Raw genomic sequence first — 14,228 nt, 5'->3', positions numbered from 1 at the left:
GGCCGCGATGACGCTCGATCCCGTACTCGCCACCAGCGCGCAGGCAGGCGCCGCCGTCGTCGTGTTGCTCGGCGCCTTCGCGAAGATGCGCCGGCCCGGGGCGTTCCGGCAGGCGCTCGCCGGCTATCGCCTGCTGCCCGATGCGCTCACCGCGCCCGCCGCGTTCGCGATTCCGCTCGCCGAAGCCGTCTGCGCCGCGGCGCTGCTGTTTCCCGATACACGCATGACCGGCGCGCTCGGCCTGATCGCATTGCTGCTCGTGTTCGCGGCCGGCGTGACGATCAACATCCTGCGCGGCCACACCGACATCGACTGCGGCTGTTCCGGTATTGCCGCGGCCGCGCGCACGGATGCGCCGCGCGGCATCGGCTGGCTGCATGTCGCGCGCGTGCTGCTGCTCGTCGTGCTGGCCGCAACCGCGCTCGTCGAGCCGGGCAGCCGCGCGGTCGTGTGGTTCGACTACCTGACGCTGTTCTCTTCCGTGCTGCTGATCGTCTGCGCGCTGCTCACCGTCGACGTGCTGCTCGCCAACGTACCGCGCCTTTCCCACCTGAGGAATTCATGATGCAAACCGCTCTCACCGTTTCCACCGCCTTGCTGTGGGTCGCCGTGCTCGCGCTCGGCGCGATCTGCCTCGCGCTCGTGCGCCAGATCGGCATCCTGTACGAACGCATCATGCCGGCCGGCGCACTGATGATCGACAAGGGGCCGGCGGTCGGCGCGATCGCGCCCGCCTTCGAGCTGACCGACATTCGCGGCTCGCAGGTGAAGGTCGGCGGCATCGATGCAGCGGGCAAGGCGACGCTGCTGTTCTTCCTGTCGCCGACGTGCCCGGTCTGCAAGAAGCTGCTGCCGCTGTTGCCGTCGCTGCAGGCGAGCGAGTCGACGCCGGTGAACATCGTGCTCGCGAGCGACGGCGATCCCGACGAACACACGCGCTTCGCGCAGAAGCACGACCTCGCGCGCTTCCCGTACGTACTGTCGCAGGAGCTCGGCCTCGCGTACCAGATCGGCAAGCTGCCGTACGCGGTGCTGCTCGACGACGCCGGCACCGTGCGCGCGAAGGGGCTCGTCAATACGCGCGAGCATCTCGAGAGCCTGTTCGAAGCGAAAGAGCGTGGCGTCGCATCGCTGCAGCAGTTCGTGCACGGCGATCACGACCACGACGGCCATCAAGAGCACGCGCAGCACGCGTGATCGGCCGACCTTCCTTCAACGTCAACGGAGAACAACGGAATGGGCCTGTTTGATTCATGGTTCGAACGGTCGGCGCGTGGCGTCGCGCAGCATAGTTCGCGGCGCAGCGCGATGGCGAAGCTCGGCAAGGTGCTGGTGGGATCGGCGATGCTGCCGCTGTTGCCCGTCGATCGAACCGCGTATGCGGCCGACGCGGCCTCGGGTGCATCGGCGGCGTCCGGTGCCGCCGCATCGGGCGCGAGCGACGATCCGATGAGCTGCGACTACTGGAAATACTGCGCGATCGACGGCTGGCTGTGCAGCTGCTGCGGCGGTACGTCGAGCAGCTGCCCGCCGGGCACCACACCGTCGCCGATCACGTGGATCGGCACCTGCCGCAATCCGCACGACGGTTCGGACTACATCGTGTCGTACAACGACTGCTGCGGCAAGACGTCGTGCGGCAAGTGCTTCTGCAACCGCAACGAGCGCGAGAAGCCGCTGTACAAGCTGTCGCTGAACAACGACATCAACTGGTGCATGGCGAACGGTAATTCGAATTACCACTGTTCGGTTTCGGTCCTGCTGGGAGCGGCAAAGCAATGAAAGTGAAGCAAGCTGGAAAGATCGTGGCCGCGTGCGTGGCGGCTGCCGCCGGGTTTCTGATGCTGCCGGGCGAGGCCGGTGCGCAGCAGGCCGTTCATTACCCGGCGGGCAAGAGCCTGTTCGACGCGCAGTGCGCGGTGTGCCACCAGGCGGGCGGCAAGGGGCAGGACGGCCTCGCGCCGCCGCTGACCGAGTATCCGGGCAAGTACGCGACGGCCGACGCGGGCCGCGCGCAACTCGTCGCGACGCTGTTGCACGGGATGTTCGGCGAGATCGAGGTGCACGACAAGCGTTACAACTTCAAGATGCCGTCGTTCGCGAGCGCGAGCGATGACGACATCGCGAACGTGCTCAACTACGTCGTGTTCGATCTCAACGACCGGCACGGCGACGCGAAGCCGTTCACGGCAGCCGACATTCGCGCGGCGCGGGCGAAGGAGATGGACGGCACGGCCGTTCACGCGCAACGGGCGGTCGTGACGAAGGGGCTGGGGCTGTGAATGCGGCCGGCATTCGGCGTCGCGGCGTGCGTACGGCGGCGTTGCGGATCGGCTCGTTCGTGACACGCCGTCTGTCTTCGGCGCTGGTGGTTGCTGTCACGACATGTGCGATTGCAGCTCCCGCGCATGCCGACGGTGCGGCCGACGCCACGCTCGCGCGGCAGCACTGGGTCCTCAACTGCATGGGCTGCCACACGGCGACGGGCGGCGGCATTCCGGGCAAGGTGCCGCCGCTCGCGAACTCGCTCGGCTATTTCACGCATCTGCCGGCCGGGCGCGAATACGTGATGCGCGTGCCCGGCGCGTCGAACTCGGCGCTGTCGGACCAGGATCTCGCCGACGTACTGAACTGGGTGCTCACGACGATGAATCGCGATGCGCTGCCGCGCGATTTCAAGCCTTATACGGCTGACGAAATCGCCGCGCGTCGACGGCCCGCGTTTTCCGATGTCGCGACGGTGCGTGCGAGGCTCGTGCGCGAATTGCACGAGCGCGGGATCGACGGTGTGTCCGAGCGCTATTGATTGGCGACGACGAGGCGACGCAGCATGTCGCGGCGCTTCGGTCGCGAACACCGGATTGGCAGCGCGCGGGTTCCGCGCTACGCTCGTCGTCATTGGCCGGCGCAGGCGCCAGGCGGATCGAACGGAGGTTCAAATGGCAATCGAATACTTCGCAGAAAGCAACCCCGTCACGCGAAACCTGGCTCGATCGTTGGCGACCAAAGCCGGCGATCTGGTATTCGTATCCGGTCAGGTGGCGAGAAACGAGGACGGCAGCATCGTTGCCGGCGGGATCGAAGCGCAGACACGTCAGACATTGAAGAACGTCGCACACGTACTCGCGCTGGCAGGATGCACGCTCGGCGACGTCGTGAAAACCACCGTCTGGCTCGAAGACGCGCGCGACTTCGCCGAATTCAATCGCGTCTATGCGGAGTTCTTCCCCGAGAACAAGCCGTCACGCTCGACGTTGCAGGCGACGAACATGGTCGGCACCAGGATCGAGATCGAGGCGATCGCGTGCAAGCCCTGAGTGCCATCGCGCAACGTCGATGCGGCCGCGTGCCGCTTCAGTGCGGCGGCGACAGCCGTTTGAAGCGGCTCCACAGCTGCTTCAACGTCTGATGATCGGCCGCGGCACGCGCGGCCAGAAAGCCGCGAGCAAAGCCCGCGCCCGGCGCGGCGTCGGGTGACGTGCGAGGCAGCGCCTTCAGAAACTGCTCGGCGACCACGGCATCGTTACGCCAGCCCAGATCATCCTGAAGTTCGGACAGCGCGTCGACGTACGAGCGGACGGCTTGCTTGCGGCACAGCGACGCGAAGAATTCGGTGGCGTACCGGACTTTCTTCGCCGCGATGCGCGCACGGTGACGCCGGTGATCGTCGAGATCGGCCAGCCTCTTGCCGCGTTTGATCAGTTTCCGGTGCCGGCGACGCAGAACTTCGTGAGCAAACGGACTCGCCGGCTGCATGATGGCATCGCGCCGTTCGTCAGGCATCCCGTCCCGCCAGCCCTTTCGGTTCACCCATGACGCGAGCTGTAACGCGAGCCGCGTGTAGCGAACCGATCCGACTGCGGAAGCCGCGCGCTGGCGATTGAGGGCGGCAATGCGCTTGCAGGCGTTCCGCACTGGACGGATCTCGTCCGGATTGCCGTTCGTGCCGGCATGGTCGAGCGTCGCTCCGGCAAGTACTTCCCAGTCGCGCGCGGCGCCGAGCTCGCCGGCGATCCAGCGCAGTTCGTCGTCAAGGCCGGGATACGCGGGAATCACTTTCGCGAACAGGTCGAGCGCCGAACGCAGGCGACGCAGCCCCACCCGCATCTGATGCACGCTCGACGGATCATGGCCGGACTCGACACCGCGTTCGTTGGCGCGGATCTGGTCCAGGCAGTTGCGCACGATCCGGCAGAACGCGTCTTCGATCGAATCGCGCTTCTTCAACTGCACCGGTCGCGCCTTGACGGCCGGCTGGTGCTCGGCGACGAGCAGCCCGTACCCGAGATCGGCCTTGCTCTCGTGATCGATGCGCAATGGCGCGATGTCGAGCAATTCCAGTGCGATGCCGTACAGGTTTTCGGGGCGGCCGCGTTTCAGTTCCAGTTCGATCGCGGCGATCGGGACCGACTTCGAATCCGCGTCGACCGTCCCCTTGTCGAGCGCGACCTCGACTTCGTCGCCGGAAGGCAGGCGCAGCGGTAGAACCCGCCGCTTGATCCGCGTGACGAACACGGGCTGAAGATCCGGTGCCGTGGCCTGGTCGCGAACCAGGCGGCCACACTCGGTGTCATCGGGGAGCGTGTCCCGCAGCCGTGTCAGATCGGGGACGTCGCCGTCGACGGGCGTCTCGAATTCGTCCCGCTCGAACAGGCCGGCCCGGGCCGATCCTTCCAGTTTCAACGTCTGGACTCTGTGGTTGCCGGCCGCACGCACCCGCAGGGAAGCCGCGCACCGGTGAAATGCAAGCGTGGCAGTGTCGAAGTACGTGCTCGTCAGCTGTTGAGTCGCGCCGGCGCCGTTGGACTGCGCAAGCAGCGGCGCGTGGCGCAACTTGTCGAGGTTCTTTGCGGAAACCCGCAGCTTCAGCTCTCGTTCCATACCGCCTCCGATATGTTGCCGACCATCAGTCCCCCGCCGATCCCCGGGAGTCTTCCCAGTCGTGCCACTCGATTCGATGCATGTCCACATAACGACTTACCGCTTCGCCGATCGTCGGAAAGAAGTTGTCGTCGCCGAACATGCTGTACATGCCGTAATGCCTGAGGCTGTCCTTGACGGGGCCTTTCAGCTCCGCGAAGACCAGCTTGACCTGCCGCGCGGCAAGTTCGAGATGCAGCCGTTCGAGGACATCGGCAGCCGTGAGGTCGATGTCGGTCACGGGCTCCGCCGCGATGACGATCCAGCGTGCCGGCTCCGGCGATTCATCGACGGCGCGCAACACGCGTTCCCGAAAGATTTCGCCATTCGCGAAAAAGAGCGGCGCATCCCAGCGCAGCAGCACGAGCCCGGGCACGCGCCGCGCGTCCGGATGGCGCGACACGTCGTGATAGCCCTTCCTGCCGTCGACCCGCCCGAGCACGGCATCGTAAGGCCGCCACGCGCGCCATAGAAACGACAGGACGGTGAGCAACAGCGCCAGCGCAATGCCGTTCACGACCCCGACGGCTGCAACGCCGACGAAGCACGCCACCGCCTGCACGAACTCGCTTTTGCGGAGCCGATAAAGCCGCACGACGCCGCGCACCTCGATCATGTTCACGCATGCCGCGATCACGACGGCGGCCAGCGCGGATTGTGGCGTGTGCGCAAGCGCGCGCGGCGCGAACAGCAGCAGTGCGGCAACGATGGCGGCAGCCACCACCCCCGTTGCCTGCGTTTTCGCACCCGCCGCTTCCGCGACGGGCGTGCGTGAGCCGCTCGCGCTCACCGCGAACCCTTGCATCAGGCCGGCGGCGAGGTTCGACAGCCCGAGCGCGATGCATTCGTGATTCCGGTCCACGCTGGTGTCGTTGCGCAGTTCGTAGGTGCGGGACAGCACGCTGATATCCGTGAACGAAACGAGCGCGATCGCCGCTGCGCTGCCCGCGAGATGCAGCCAGTCGTCGAGGCTCACGTCGGGGATGCGCGGCACCGGCAGGCCTTGCGGGACCGCACCGACGGTTGCAACGCCGGCGCGCGTCGACAGATCGAACCACATCGCCACCGCCGTCGCGCCCGCCACGGCGAGCAGCACACCCGGCATCCTGGGCCAGAGCCGTTTGCACGCGAGTATCAGCGCGAGCGCGGCGACACCGAGTGCGAACGACGTTGCGTTCACCTTCGATGCCGCGATGCCGGCGACCACGTCGCGCACCTGCTCGATGAACGATTCGCCGTTGCCCTTGTAGCCGAGGAGCTTGGGCAATTGTCCGATGCTGATCGTCAGCATGATGCCGTTCAGAAAACCGTACCGGATGGGCAGCGACAGCAGCTCGGTGACGAATCCGAGCCTGAGCACTCCGACCGCGATGCAGATCGCGCCCGCGAGTATCGCGAGCGCGCCGGCAAGGGCCAGCGCATGCGCGGCATCGCCGTGAGCAAGCGGCGTGATGCTTGCGGCAATCAGCGCAACCAGCGCGGAGTCGGGGCCGAGCACGAGGATGCGGCTGGGGCCGAAGAGCGCGTACGCGAGCATCGCGGCAAGCGACGCATAGAGCCCGTTGACGGCGGGCAGGCCGGCTGCGTTCGCGTACGCCATGCCGGCGGGCACGAGCACGGCACTGAGCGTGACGCCGGCAAGCAGATCGTGCGGCAGCCAATGCAATCGATACGTGCGCGCCGCGGCGAGTCCGTTGATCCACCGCAGCAGGCCGGCATCGGGCTTGCGGGGCGGGCGGGCCGTGTGCTGGCGGGCACGGCTTTTGATGTTCATCGCAGGACGTCAGGGAACCCGGGCGGAATCGTTCGTTACGTCCGCCGGTATCGTTAAAGATTATGTTCCCGTGCCGTCGGAGCGCAAGCCCGGTTTCACGATGTTGCGTTTCGGCGCGCCGGCCGGACAGTCCGGCTACTTCGCCGAACGCCGGTCCGATCCCGGCTGGCGATGGCCGAAGTGATCGGCGGTGCGATTGAATCGCCCGGCGGGAGCGGAGTCGTCCCGCCGTTGTCCGCTACTTGGTCGCGCGATCGCTCGCCTCGCCGAACGAAGCCCGAACTTCGTTCGCCGTCCGGGCGGGCGCCTGCAGATGCGGAAAGTGGCCCAGTTCCGGAAGAATCGAAATGTTCACCCCGTTTCGGTCCGCGTACTCGATGCCCATTTCCTTCTTGATATAGATGTCCTTCCCGCCCCACACGACCTTCACGGGGACTTGCAACCTTGCCATATTGGCTTCGAAGTAGTCCTGATCCCGGGTGAAGCATGCGTAGTAGTGGAAAAAGGCGTCGGCCGCGGTCAAGTCACCGTCCCATCCCTTCGCCACGTCGTCCATGAATTCCTCGGGCAACGTGTAGCGCTCGTCATCCTCCATGCCCCGGAAGAACGTGTTTGCGAGGATTTCGTCGCGATTCCTGTTCATGGCGGCGCGCACGATATCCGATGAAGGCTTCGACTTCAGGCCTTGCAGGCTTTCGTACATATATTGCGGCCGGTTGAACGGGGCAAAGTCGCCAACGATGATTTCCCGGGCGATATCCGGTTGTTCCAACGCTGCCAGCAGCGCCGGAAGCGCACCGATATCCGTCGCATAAATCAACAGTCTCGAACCATCGATGCCCGACGTACGGATGTAGTCTCTCAGCACACGGGCATAGTCGGTCGGCGCGTACGAAAAGCGATCGGCGCGCGGACGCGACGATTGCCCGTAGCCTGGCCAGTCGAACGCATGCACCTCGTAGTCGGAGGACAGTGATTCGGCAATCGGCTTCCACGCATACATCGTCTCGGGGAAGCCGTGCAGGAACAGCACGATGCCCTTCGATCGTGCGGGGCGGTAGACCATGCGGCGCAGCGTGATGTCGGCATTGACCTGCACGTCGCCGACGTCGACCGTGGGTTCCGGCGACGACGGCGCCGGCACGGTCGGGCACGTTGAAGAACCCGCAGCGGCGGCGGGAGAGGCGGGTGTTTTCGTTACGGGTCGAGTCATGATCGAGGATCTCGTTCGGTGCGACATCGCGCGGCACACGGTGCGCTTCGCTGTTTAGAAAGATGGAGGGGTGCAGGGGTTTCTACTGAGCCGCCGGAGGATTCAAGAGCTTGCTCAATGGCTTGAGCGGGCCGATCGGGAGCAGCGTGAACGTCATGAGGTGAGCCTTCCCCAACGGGAGTCGTTCCAGCATTTCATGCGCTTCACCCGCGTCCGTCACGTTCAGGACGAACGCGACCCCGGGCCGGTCCTGCAGGGAATACCACTGATCGATCTTGCCTGCGAGATACAGCTGTGTCGTCTCGCGGACTTCGGTCGGAAGAATGGTCTGGACGTGCTGCATGTCCGTGCCGGGAGGAAACGTACCGATCGCCAGTATCTTCGTGATGGGCGTGGTCGGCAACGGAGCGGAATGTGCCATGGAGACTCCTGCGAAAGCGAGCAGCAAGCAAGCTGCCGTCAAATCAAGAAGAAGGCGTTTCATCCCGCGGCCCCGGACCCGGTGGCGGGACGGCTGCCGAATTGAGCGCGGCGGCTTCCCGTTCCGACAGATAACACGCGCGAAAGCGCTCGTCCACGCGCTCGCGCATCAATTGCGAGAAGAGTAGTGCGGCATCGAGCGGTCGATGATTGATGACGACGGAATCCGTATCGCCTTGCTCGTTCATATGGGCGACGACCACCGTCTCGATCGCCACACCGTTGATACGTGAACGATAGGATTCCAGATAAAGTTCGTTGCCGATCATGCCTTTGTAAGCATGCTGCTGGAACTCGTAGAGCGAGACCGCGTGCTTGATTACCGAGAGAATGTCGGCTCGTCCGTCGATCGGGTGCCTCAGCACGGTGGCTTCCAGCGTCGCGTTTTCGGCCAGGCGTGCCAGCCACCGCGGCGGACCGCCGGCGGGTGCCATCATGGGGGCCGTGTCGTTGAATTTCATGGCGGTTACTCCTTGCACGCGTTGCGCGTGACACTTGCGTTTGCGGCATCGAGCGCTGCCGCGAGCGCTACGCGTGCCTTGTCCCGGCGCCGTCGCGCAAGGCGCTCGGCGCCCGCGTCGCGCTCCGGTTCGCCCGCGAGCAGCGCGTGGATATCGGGCAGCGTCCAGATCGCGCCGCGCGTTCCCCACGCACCGTCCGGTATCTCGGTCGGAAAGATCCAGACGCGCGGTGCGACATCGTCGAACGGCCGGCCTTCCGCGCGTGCCACGGCTTCCGTGACGCGTCGGACGAGCGAGCGGCGCGATTCGTCGGTGTATTGCACTTCGGGAACCGAAGGAATGATCCGGTAGCGCACCGTATCGGTACGTTCGCCGCCGATGTAGATCGCGGCCGGCCGGTGCAGATGGAATACGGTCACGCGCTGAACGACCGGGCTCGCGGGATCGTACCCTTCTGCTTCGATGAGGATATCGGTCAGTTCCCTGACGAGGCGGGCTTCAGCATCGGGCGTCAGTGCGTGGTCGGGCCACATCGCATCGATCATCGGCATCGGATGCTCCTGTTTTCGGTTGATCGGATGGCGCCATCGTCGCGGTTTACGCGGGCGCAGGAAAGTGGCAGCATCGCCACTATTCAAGGAAATTCGGACACGCAATGGCGATCATCCGCATCTGGGTCTATGACGGAATCCTGGCGTCCGGCGTCGCGGGACCGGTCGATGTCTTCAGCGCTGCAAATCAGTTCCATGCGCGCCGGCCGGAACCGGGCGCATCGTCCGCGCCGTTGTTCGCATGGCGCGTGGAGTCGCTCGACGGGCAACCGGTGAAGGCGGCGTCAGGTCAGATCATTCCGGTCGACGGCAAGATCGACCCGCGCAAACGAGCCGACGCCGTGCTGCTGACGGCACCTTTCTTTTCGCGAATCGACGAGTTCCTCGGGCATCGCGAGCAGTTGAGCGAACTGACTTCCGCACTGCGGCGTCAACACAAGGCCGGCGCGATGCTCGCCGCGTATTGCACGGCGAATTACCTGCTTGCCGAGGCGGGCCTGCTGGATGGCCGCGTCGCGACGACGCACTGGGCGAGAGCGGCGGATTTCGCGCGCCGCTATCCGCGTGTCGAAGTCCGCGCGAACGAGCTGCTGCTCGCGCAGGACGGGATCATCTCGGGCGGCTCCGTCACGTCCTATCTGAACCTCGCCGTGCATCTCGTCGAAGCCTGCGCCGGCGGAGAACTCGCGACGATGACCGCGAAGGCGCTGTTGATCGACATGAACCGGACGTCGCAGGCGTCCTTTGCCACGCTTCTCGACGAACACGGGCATACCGACACGCTCGTGGCGCGCGCTCAGCAGCGGATGGAAGCGACATTGCAGCAAGGATTCCGGCTCGGCGATCTGGCGGCATCGCTGGCCGTCAGCGAACGCACGCTCAATCGTCGCTTCAAGGAAGCGGTCGGCCTCGCGCCGTTGACGTATCTGCAGAATCTGCGGGTCGAAGTCGCGAAACGTCTGCTGGAAACACGGCCGATCGGGCTCGAGGACGTGAGTCAGCGCGTCGGTTACAGCGATGTCAGTACGTTCCGGCAATTGTTCAAGCGCAAGACGGGGTTGTCGCCGAGCGAATATCAAGTGCAGTTCTCGCGTGCGGCGGCAAAGAGCGTGCAGGCCGAACCACGCGATCAGCGCGATTGAGCGTCGCGACGTCGCGTTGCCGCTCGCGTTCGATCCGCGCCGCTCCGGGCGCCCGCTTTGTATCCCGAAGTATCTGCAACAGATGCGGATACGTACGCATACACATCGCCGACTTTCCGACAAGAACGGGATACGTTCGCCTGCTGCAATGCGCCTGTCGCGAGCGGAGTGCCGCACCGCGCATTGTCCAAGGAGTGTGTCATGAAAGTCGTCAAGGTCGCCGCTGTCCAGTTCAGCCCGGTGCTCTACAGTCGTGAAGCCACCGTCGCCAAGGTCGTGGAGAAGATCCACGACCTTGGCCGGCAAGGTGTGCAATTCGCCACTTTTCCCGAAACGGTCGTCCCCTATTACCCGTATTTCGCGGCCGTTCAGACGGGCATCGAACTGCTGTCCGGTACCGAGCATCTCCGGCTGCTGGAACAGGCCGTCACCGTGCCGTCCGCCGCGACCGATGCGATCGGCGAAGCAGCACGCAGGGCCGGCATGGTCGTGTCCATCGGGGTCAACGAGCGCGACGGCGGCACGCTGTACAACGCGCAATTGCTGTTCGACGCGGACGGGCAACTGATCCAGCGCCGTCGCAAGATCACGCCGACGCACTTCGAGCGCATGGTTTGGGGGCAGGGCGACGGATCGGGGCTGCGCGCGGTCGACAGCGCCGTCGGCCGTATCGGGCAGCTCGCGTGTTTCGAGCACAACAATCCGCTCGCGCGCTACGCGATGATCGCCGACGGCGAACAGATTCATTCGGCGATGTATCCGGGTTCGGCCTTCGGGGAAGGCTTCGCGCAGCGCATGGAGATCAACATCCGGCAGCATGCGCTCGAGTCCGGCGCGTTCGTCGTCAATGCAACGGCGTGGCTGGATGCCGACCAGCAGGCGCAAATCATGAAGGACACCGGTTGCGCGATCGGACCGATCTCGGGCGGCTGCTTCACGACGATCGTGTCGCCCGACGGCATGTTGATGGCCGAGCCGCTTCGATCGGGCGAGGGCGAGGTCATCGTCGATCTGGACTTCTCGCTGATCGACCGTCGCAAGATGCTGATGGACGCGGCCGGTCACTATAACCGCTCGGAATTGCTGAGCCTGATGATCGACCGTACGCCGACCGCGCATGTTCACGAACGCGTCGCGCAGCCGGTGGCCGGATATGACGCGGGCGCGGACGATTGGCGTGCCGCGGCTGCTTGATGCGCGGGCTTGCCCGGCCGTTGCCGAACATTCGGCTTGCCGATCGGGGCCGGCAGTCCTCGCATGAACGCGCATTTTTTGATCGCAACATGTGCATATGCATGTAAGGGTGCGATGAGATCTTTCCTTGAAAGGTGTGTGATATGAAAACGAACGCTGCCGATGATCGGCCGCTCCTGATGTCGGGCGCCGAAAGCGCGCCTGCCGGTGCCGGTCGCAACGTGACGACGTCGTTGTCGCGCCGGCGCTTTGTCGGTATCGCGACCGCCGCACTGGCGGCCGGTTCGCTGAGCCGCCTGGCGCTCGCGCAGACCAGCCCGGCAATCGGCACCGCGGAACCCGCACGCGGCGACAGATCGGCGATTCGGCCATTCCGGGTGCATGTGCCCGACGCGCAGCTCGCCGACATGCGGCAGCGCATCAACGCGACGCGTTGGCCGGACCGCGAGACCGTGGCCGACGAGTCGCAGGGCATTCAGCTTGCGACCATTCAGGCGCTCGCGCGGTATTGGGCGAGCGACTACGACTGGCGCAAGTGCGAAGCGACGCTGAATGCGTATCCGCAATTCGTGACCGAAATCGATGGCCTCGACATCCACTTCATCCATGTGCGATCGAAGCACGAGAATGCGATGCCGTTGATCGTGACCCACGGCTGGCCCGGCTCCATCATCGAGCAGTTCAAGATCATCGCGCCGCTCGTCGATCCGACTGCGTACGGCGCGCCGGCGTCGGATGCGTTCCATCTCGTGATTCCGTCGCTGCCCGGCTATGGTTTTTCGGCGCGACCCACGACGACGGGATGGGGGCCGGAGCGCACGGCGCGCGCATGGGTGACGCTGATGAAACGGCTCGGCTACGCGCGCTTTGCTTCGCAGGGCGGGGACCTCGGCGGCATCGTCACGAACGTCATGGCGAAACAGGCGCCGCCTGAGCTGATAGGCATTCATGTGAATTTCCCGGCGTCCGTGCCGGCGGAAATTCTGAAGTCGCTGACGGCCGGCGATCCCGCACCTGCCGGCTTGTCGGACGAGGAGCGGCACGCATATGAACAGCTGAGCGCCAATTTCAAGAGGAAGCGCGGTTACGCGATTGAAATGGGTACGCGCCCGCAGACGTTGTACGGACTCGCCGATTCGCCCGTCGCGCTGGCTTCGTGGCTGCTCGACCACGGAGACGGTTACGGCCAGCCGGCGGCAGCGCTGAGCGCGGCCGTGCAGGGTCGCCCGGTCAACGGCCACTCGGCCGGCGCGCTGACACGGGACGACGTGCTCGACGACATCACGCTTTACTGGCTCACGAACACGGGCGTCTCGGCGGCGCGTTTCTACTGGGAATCGCATGCGAACTTCTTCCTAGCGGCCGACGTCGGCGTGCCGGCGGCGGTGAGCGCGTTTCCGGGGGAAAACTACCAGGCGCCGCGGAGCTGGACCGAGAGGGCTTATCACAATCTGATTTACTTCAACAAACCGGCAACAGGCGGGCACTTCGCGGCATGGGAAGAACCGATGATCTTCGCGAATGAAGTGCGTGCCGGGTTGAGACCGTTGCGCGCGTGACGGGCGACGCGCTCCGCCTCGTTTGCGGCGGAGCGCTTCGACAACGGCGCGGTAGCGTGCATCGATGCGGTCTCGCCGGCTTGTCCGAAATTCAACGGAAGATGGCGATATTGCCTCTTTCGCCGGCTGCGCCTGTGTCCGATCATCCGGCCACTTTTCGTTGCGGAATCCAGAACATGACGGCCAATGCCCACCTCGCGACCGACCTGCTGCTTGCCTACGCAATCTATTTCGTCGGTACCGCGAGCCCCGGACCGAGCAATCTCGCCATCATGTCCATCGCGGCGAATCACGGCCGAAAGGCGGCATTGACGTTCTCGCTGGGCATCCTGTCGAGTTCGATGTTGTGGGCGAGTGTGGCCGTGCTGGGCGTATCGGCTGCGCTGATCGCGTATGCCCCGTTCATCGTCGCGATCAGGAATTTCGGCGGACTGTATCTCTTGTGGCTTGCATTCAAGTCGGCGCGCAATGCGCTCGGACGGGTGCCGCCCGCCGTATCCGAAACGGCGCGAACGCCGACGTTGACCAGCATCTATTGCCGCGGTGCGATGCTTCATCTCACCAATCCGAAGGCGATCCTCGTGTGGGTTTCGATCGTTGCGCTGTCGTCCGGCGGCACCCGGCCGTCACAAGGTGCACTGGTCGTGGGTTGTGCGGCCATTGGGTGCGGCGTGTTCGCCGGTTATGCATGGCTGTTTTCCATGGAGCCGGTTCGAAGGATCTACATGCGAACCCACAAGGCACTGGACGGGTGTCTGGCCGTCGTATTCGGGGTCGCTGGGATCAGGTTGCTGGCATCGCGTCCATAGCGCGGCTACCCGTCGCGCGCACGACACCGGATGTGCGGTGAATGAGACAAGCGCCGAAATTTCCAACGAGCGGACAGCTTTCGTTAGAATCGTTCGTCTATCAGAGAAAAGCAGCGTTGCATCGG

16 protein-coding genes are annotated in these 14,228 nt (G+C 65.0%); 10 read left to right on the top strand and 6 right to left on the bottom strand.

What is annotated here, in order from left to right:
• Positions 1-7 precede the first annotated feature (7 nt).
• The 6 genes from DIE02_RS06590 (at position 8) to DIE02_RS06565 (ending at position 3,317) form a co-directional block, all read left to right on the top strand.
• Positions 8-565: a MauE/DoxX family redox-associated membrane protein gene (locus DIE02_RS06590; protein WP_124485168.1), complete on the top strand. Its 558-nt coding sequence runs from the start codon at positions 8-10 to the stop codon at positions 563-565.
• Positions 562-1,197 carry a methylamine dehydrogenase accessory protein MauD gene (mauD, locus tag DIE02_RS06585; RefSeq protein WP_124485169.1) on the top strand — a complete coding sequence of 212 codons (636 nt, stop codon included), beginning with the start codon at positions 562-564 and terminating at the stop codon, positions 1,195-1,197. Before DIE02_RS06590 ends, mauD begins: the two co-directional genes overlap by 4 nt.
• Before the next feature lie 39 nt (positions 1,198-1,236).
• Positions 1,237-1,782, top strand: a complete 546-nt coding sequence (locus DIE02_RS06580) for a methylamine dehydrogenase light chain (RefSeq protein ID WP_044847763.1) — start codon at positions 1,237-1,239, stop codon at positions 1,780-1,782.
• Positions 1,779-2,282 carry a cytochrome c gene (locus DIE02_RS06575; RefSeq protein WP_124485170.1) on the top strand — a complete coding sequence of 168 codons (504 nt, stop codon included), beginning with the start codon at positions 1,779-1,781 and terminating at the stop codon, positions 2,280-2,282. The genes DIE02_RS06580 and DIE02_RS06575 overlap by 4 nt, the downstream gene beginning before the upstream one ends.
• A gap of 59 nt (positions 2,283-2,341) precedes the next feature.
• Positions 2,342-2,806 (top strand): cytochrome c, encoded by a 465-nt coding sequence (locus DIE02_RS06570; protein WP_124485171.1) that lies wholly within the window; start codon positions 2,342-2,344, stop codon positions 2,804-2,806.
• A gap of 133 nt (positions 2,807-2,939) precedes the next feature.
• Positions 2,940-3,317 (top strand): RidA family protein, encoded by a 378-nt coding sequence (locus tag DIE02_RS06565; protein WP_124485396.1) that lies wholly within the window; start codon positions 2,940-2,942, stop codon positions 3,315-3,317.
• A gap of 37 nt (positions 3,318-3,354) precedes the next feature.
• On the opposite strand, the gene DIE02_RS06560 is transcribed toward DIE02_RS06565, so the two are convergent.
• From DIE02_RS06560 to DIE02_RS06535, 6 genes are all read right to left on the bottom strand, one after another.
• Positions 3,355-4,881, bottom strand: a complete 1,527-nt coding sequence (locus DIE02_RS06560) for a CYTH and CHAD domain-containing protein (RefSeq protein WP_124485172.1) — start codon at positions 4,879-4,881, stop codon at positions 3,355-3,357.
• A 25-nt stretch (positions 4,882-4,906) separates the two neighbouring features.
• Positions 4,907-6,694 (bottom strand): SulP family inorganic anion transporter, encoded by a 1,788-nt coding sequence (locus tag DIE02_RS06555; protein ID WP_124485173.1) that lies wholly within the window; start codon positions 6,692-6,694, stop codon positions 4,907-4,909.
• A 238-nt stretch (positions 6,695-6,932) separates the two neighbouring features.
• A complete protein-coding gene (locus tag DIE02_RS06550; protein WP_124485174.1) occupies positions 6,933-7,907 on the bottom strand; it encodes an alpha/beta fold hydrolase in 975 nt (324 codons plus the stop codon).
• A gap of 82 nt (positions 7,908-7,989) precedes the next feature.
• Positions 7,990-8,328, bottom strand: a complete 339-nt coding sequence (locus DIE02_RS06545) for a muconolactone Delta-isomerase family protein (protein ID WP_124485175.1) — start codon at positions 8,326-8,328, stop codon at positions 7,990-7,992.
• Positions 8,329-8,371: 43 nt separating this feature from the next.
• Complete coding sequence (locus DIE02_RS06540; protein ID WP_124485176.1) at positions 8,372-8,848, bottom strand: hypothetical protein; 477 nt, start codon at positions 8,846-8,848, stop codon at positions 8,372-8,374.
• A 5-nt stretch (positions 8,849-8,853) separates the two neighbouring features.
• Positions 8,854-9,399: a Tautomerase enzyme gene (locus DIE02_RS06535; RefSeq protein ID WP_124485177.1), complete on the bottom strand. Its 546-nt coding sequence runs from the start codon at positions 9,397-9,399 to the stop codon at positions 8,854-8,856.
• A 104-nt stretch (positions 9,400-9,503) separates the two neighbouring features.
• Here DIE02_RS06535 and DIE02_RS06530 point away from each other — a divergent pair, with 104 nt between their 5' ends.
• The 4 genes from DIE02_RS06530 (at position 9,504) to DIE02_RS06515 (ending at position 14,103) form a co-directional block, all read left to right on the top strand.
• Entirely contained in the window at positions 9,504-10,541 is a 1,038-nt protein-coding gene (locus tag DIE02_RS06530) for a GlxA family transcriptional regulator (RefSeq protein ID WP_124485178.1), read from the top strand.
• Between the two features lie 201 nt (positions 10,542-10,742).
• Positions 10,743-11,735, top strand: coding sequence for a carbon-nitrogen hydrolase family protein (locus tag DIE02_RS06525; protein WP_124485179.1), 993 nt, complete (start codon positions 10,743-10,745; stop codon positions 11,733-11,735).
• Between the two features lie 179 nt (positions 11,736-11,914).
• On the top strand, positions 11,915-13,294 hold the full coding sequence (locus DIE02_RS06520; protein ID WP_124485397.1) for an epoxide hydrolase family protein: 1,380 nt from the start codon (positions 11,915-11,917) through the stop codon (positions 13,292-13,294).
• Between the two features lie 176 nt (positions 13,295-13,470).
• A complete protein-coding gene (locus DIE02_RS06515; protein ID WP_124485180.1) occupies positions 13,471-14,103 on the top strand; it encodes a LysE family translocator in 633 nt (210 codons plus the stop codon).
• Positions 14,104-14,228: the final 125 nt, after the last annotated feature.

It is taken from the genome of Burkholderia sp. Bp8991 (assembly GCF_003853795.1).
In the GTDB taxonomy this organism is placed as follows: Bacteria; Pseudomonadota; Gammaproteobacteria; order Burkholderiales; family Burkholderiaceae; genus Burkholderia.
This window is presented reverse-complemented; position numbering and strand designations above follow the sequence as displayed.

Bases quoted from the DNA above. Each gene is read 5' to 3' on its own strand.
- DIE02_RS06550 (WP_124485174.1), bottom strand. From the start codon at position 7,907: ATGACTCGACCCGTAACGAAAACACCCGCCTCTCCCGCCGCCGCTGCG.
- DIE02_RS06515 (WP_124485180.1), top strand. From the start codon at position 13,471: ATGACGGCCAATGCCCACCTCGCGACCGACCTGCTGCTTGCCTACGCA.
- DIE02_RS06535 (WP_124485177.1), bottom strand. From the start codon at position 9,399: ATGCCGATGATCGATGCGATGTGGCCCGACCACGCACTGACGCCCGAT.
- DIE02_RS06590 (WP_124485168.1), top strand. From the start codon at position 8: ATGACGCTCGATCCCGTACTCGCCACCAGCGCGCAGGCAGGCGCCGCC.
- DIE02_RS06565 (WP_124485396.1), top strand. From the start codon at position 2,940: ATGGCAATCGAATACTTCGCAGAAAGCAACCCCGTCACGCGAAACCTG.
- DIE02_RS06530 (WP_124485178.1), top strand. From the start codon at position 9,504: ATGGCGATCATCCGCATCTGGGTCTATGACGGAATCCTGGCGTCCGGC.
- DIE02_RS06540 (WP_124485176.1), bottom strand. From the start codon at position 8,848: ATGAAATTCAACGACACGGCCCCCATGATGGCACCCGCCGGCGGTCCG.
- DIE02_RS06555 (WP_124485173.1), bottom strand. From the start codon at position 6,694: ATGAACATCAAAAGCCGTGCCCGCCAGCACACGGCCCGCCCGCCCCGC.
- DIE02_RS06575 (WP_124485170.1), top strand. From the start codon at position 1,779: ATGAAAGTGAAGCAAGCTGGAAAGATCGTGGCCGCGTGCGTGGCGGCT.
- DIE02_RS06525 (WP_124485179.1), top strand. From the start codon at position 10,743: ATGAAAGTCGTCAAGGTCGCCGCTGTCCAGTTCAGCCCGGTGCTCTAC.
- DIE02_RS06545 (WP_124485175.1), bottom strand. From the start codon at position 8,328: ATGGCACATTCCGCTCCGTTGCCGACCACGCCCATCACGAAGATACTG.
- DIE02_RS06520 (WP_124485397.1), top strand. From the start codon at position 11,915: ATGTCGGGCGCCGAAAGCGCGCCTGCCGGTGCCGGTCGCAACGTGACG.
- DIE02_RS06580 (WP_044847763.1), top strand. From the start codon at position 1,237: ATGGGCCTGTTTGATTCATGGTTCGAACGGTCGGCGCGTGGCGTCGCG.
- DIE02_RS06560 (WP_124485172.1), bottom strand. From the start codon at position 4,881: ATGGAACGAGAGCTGAAGCTGCGGGTTTCCGCAAAGAACCTCGACAAG.
- mauD (WP_124485169.1), top strand. From the start codon at position 562: ATGATGCAAACCGCTCTCACCGTTTCCACCGCCTTGCTGTGGGTCGCC.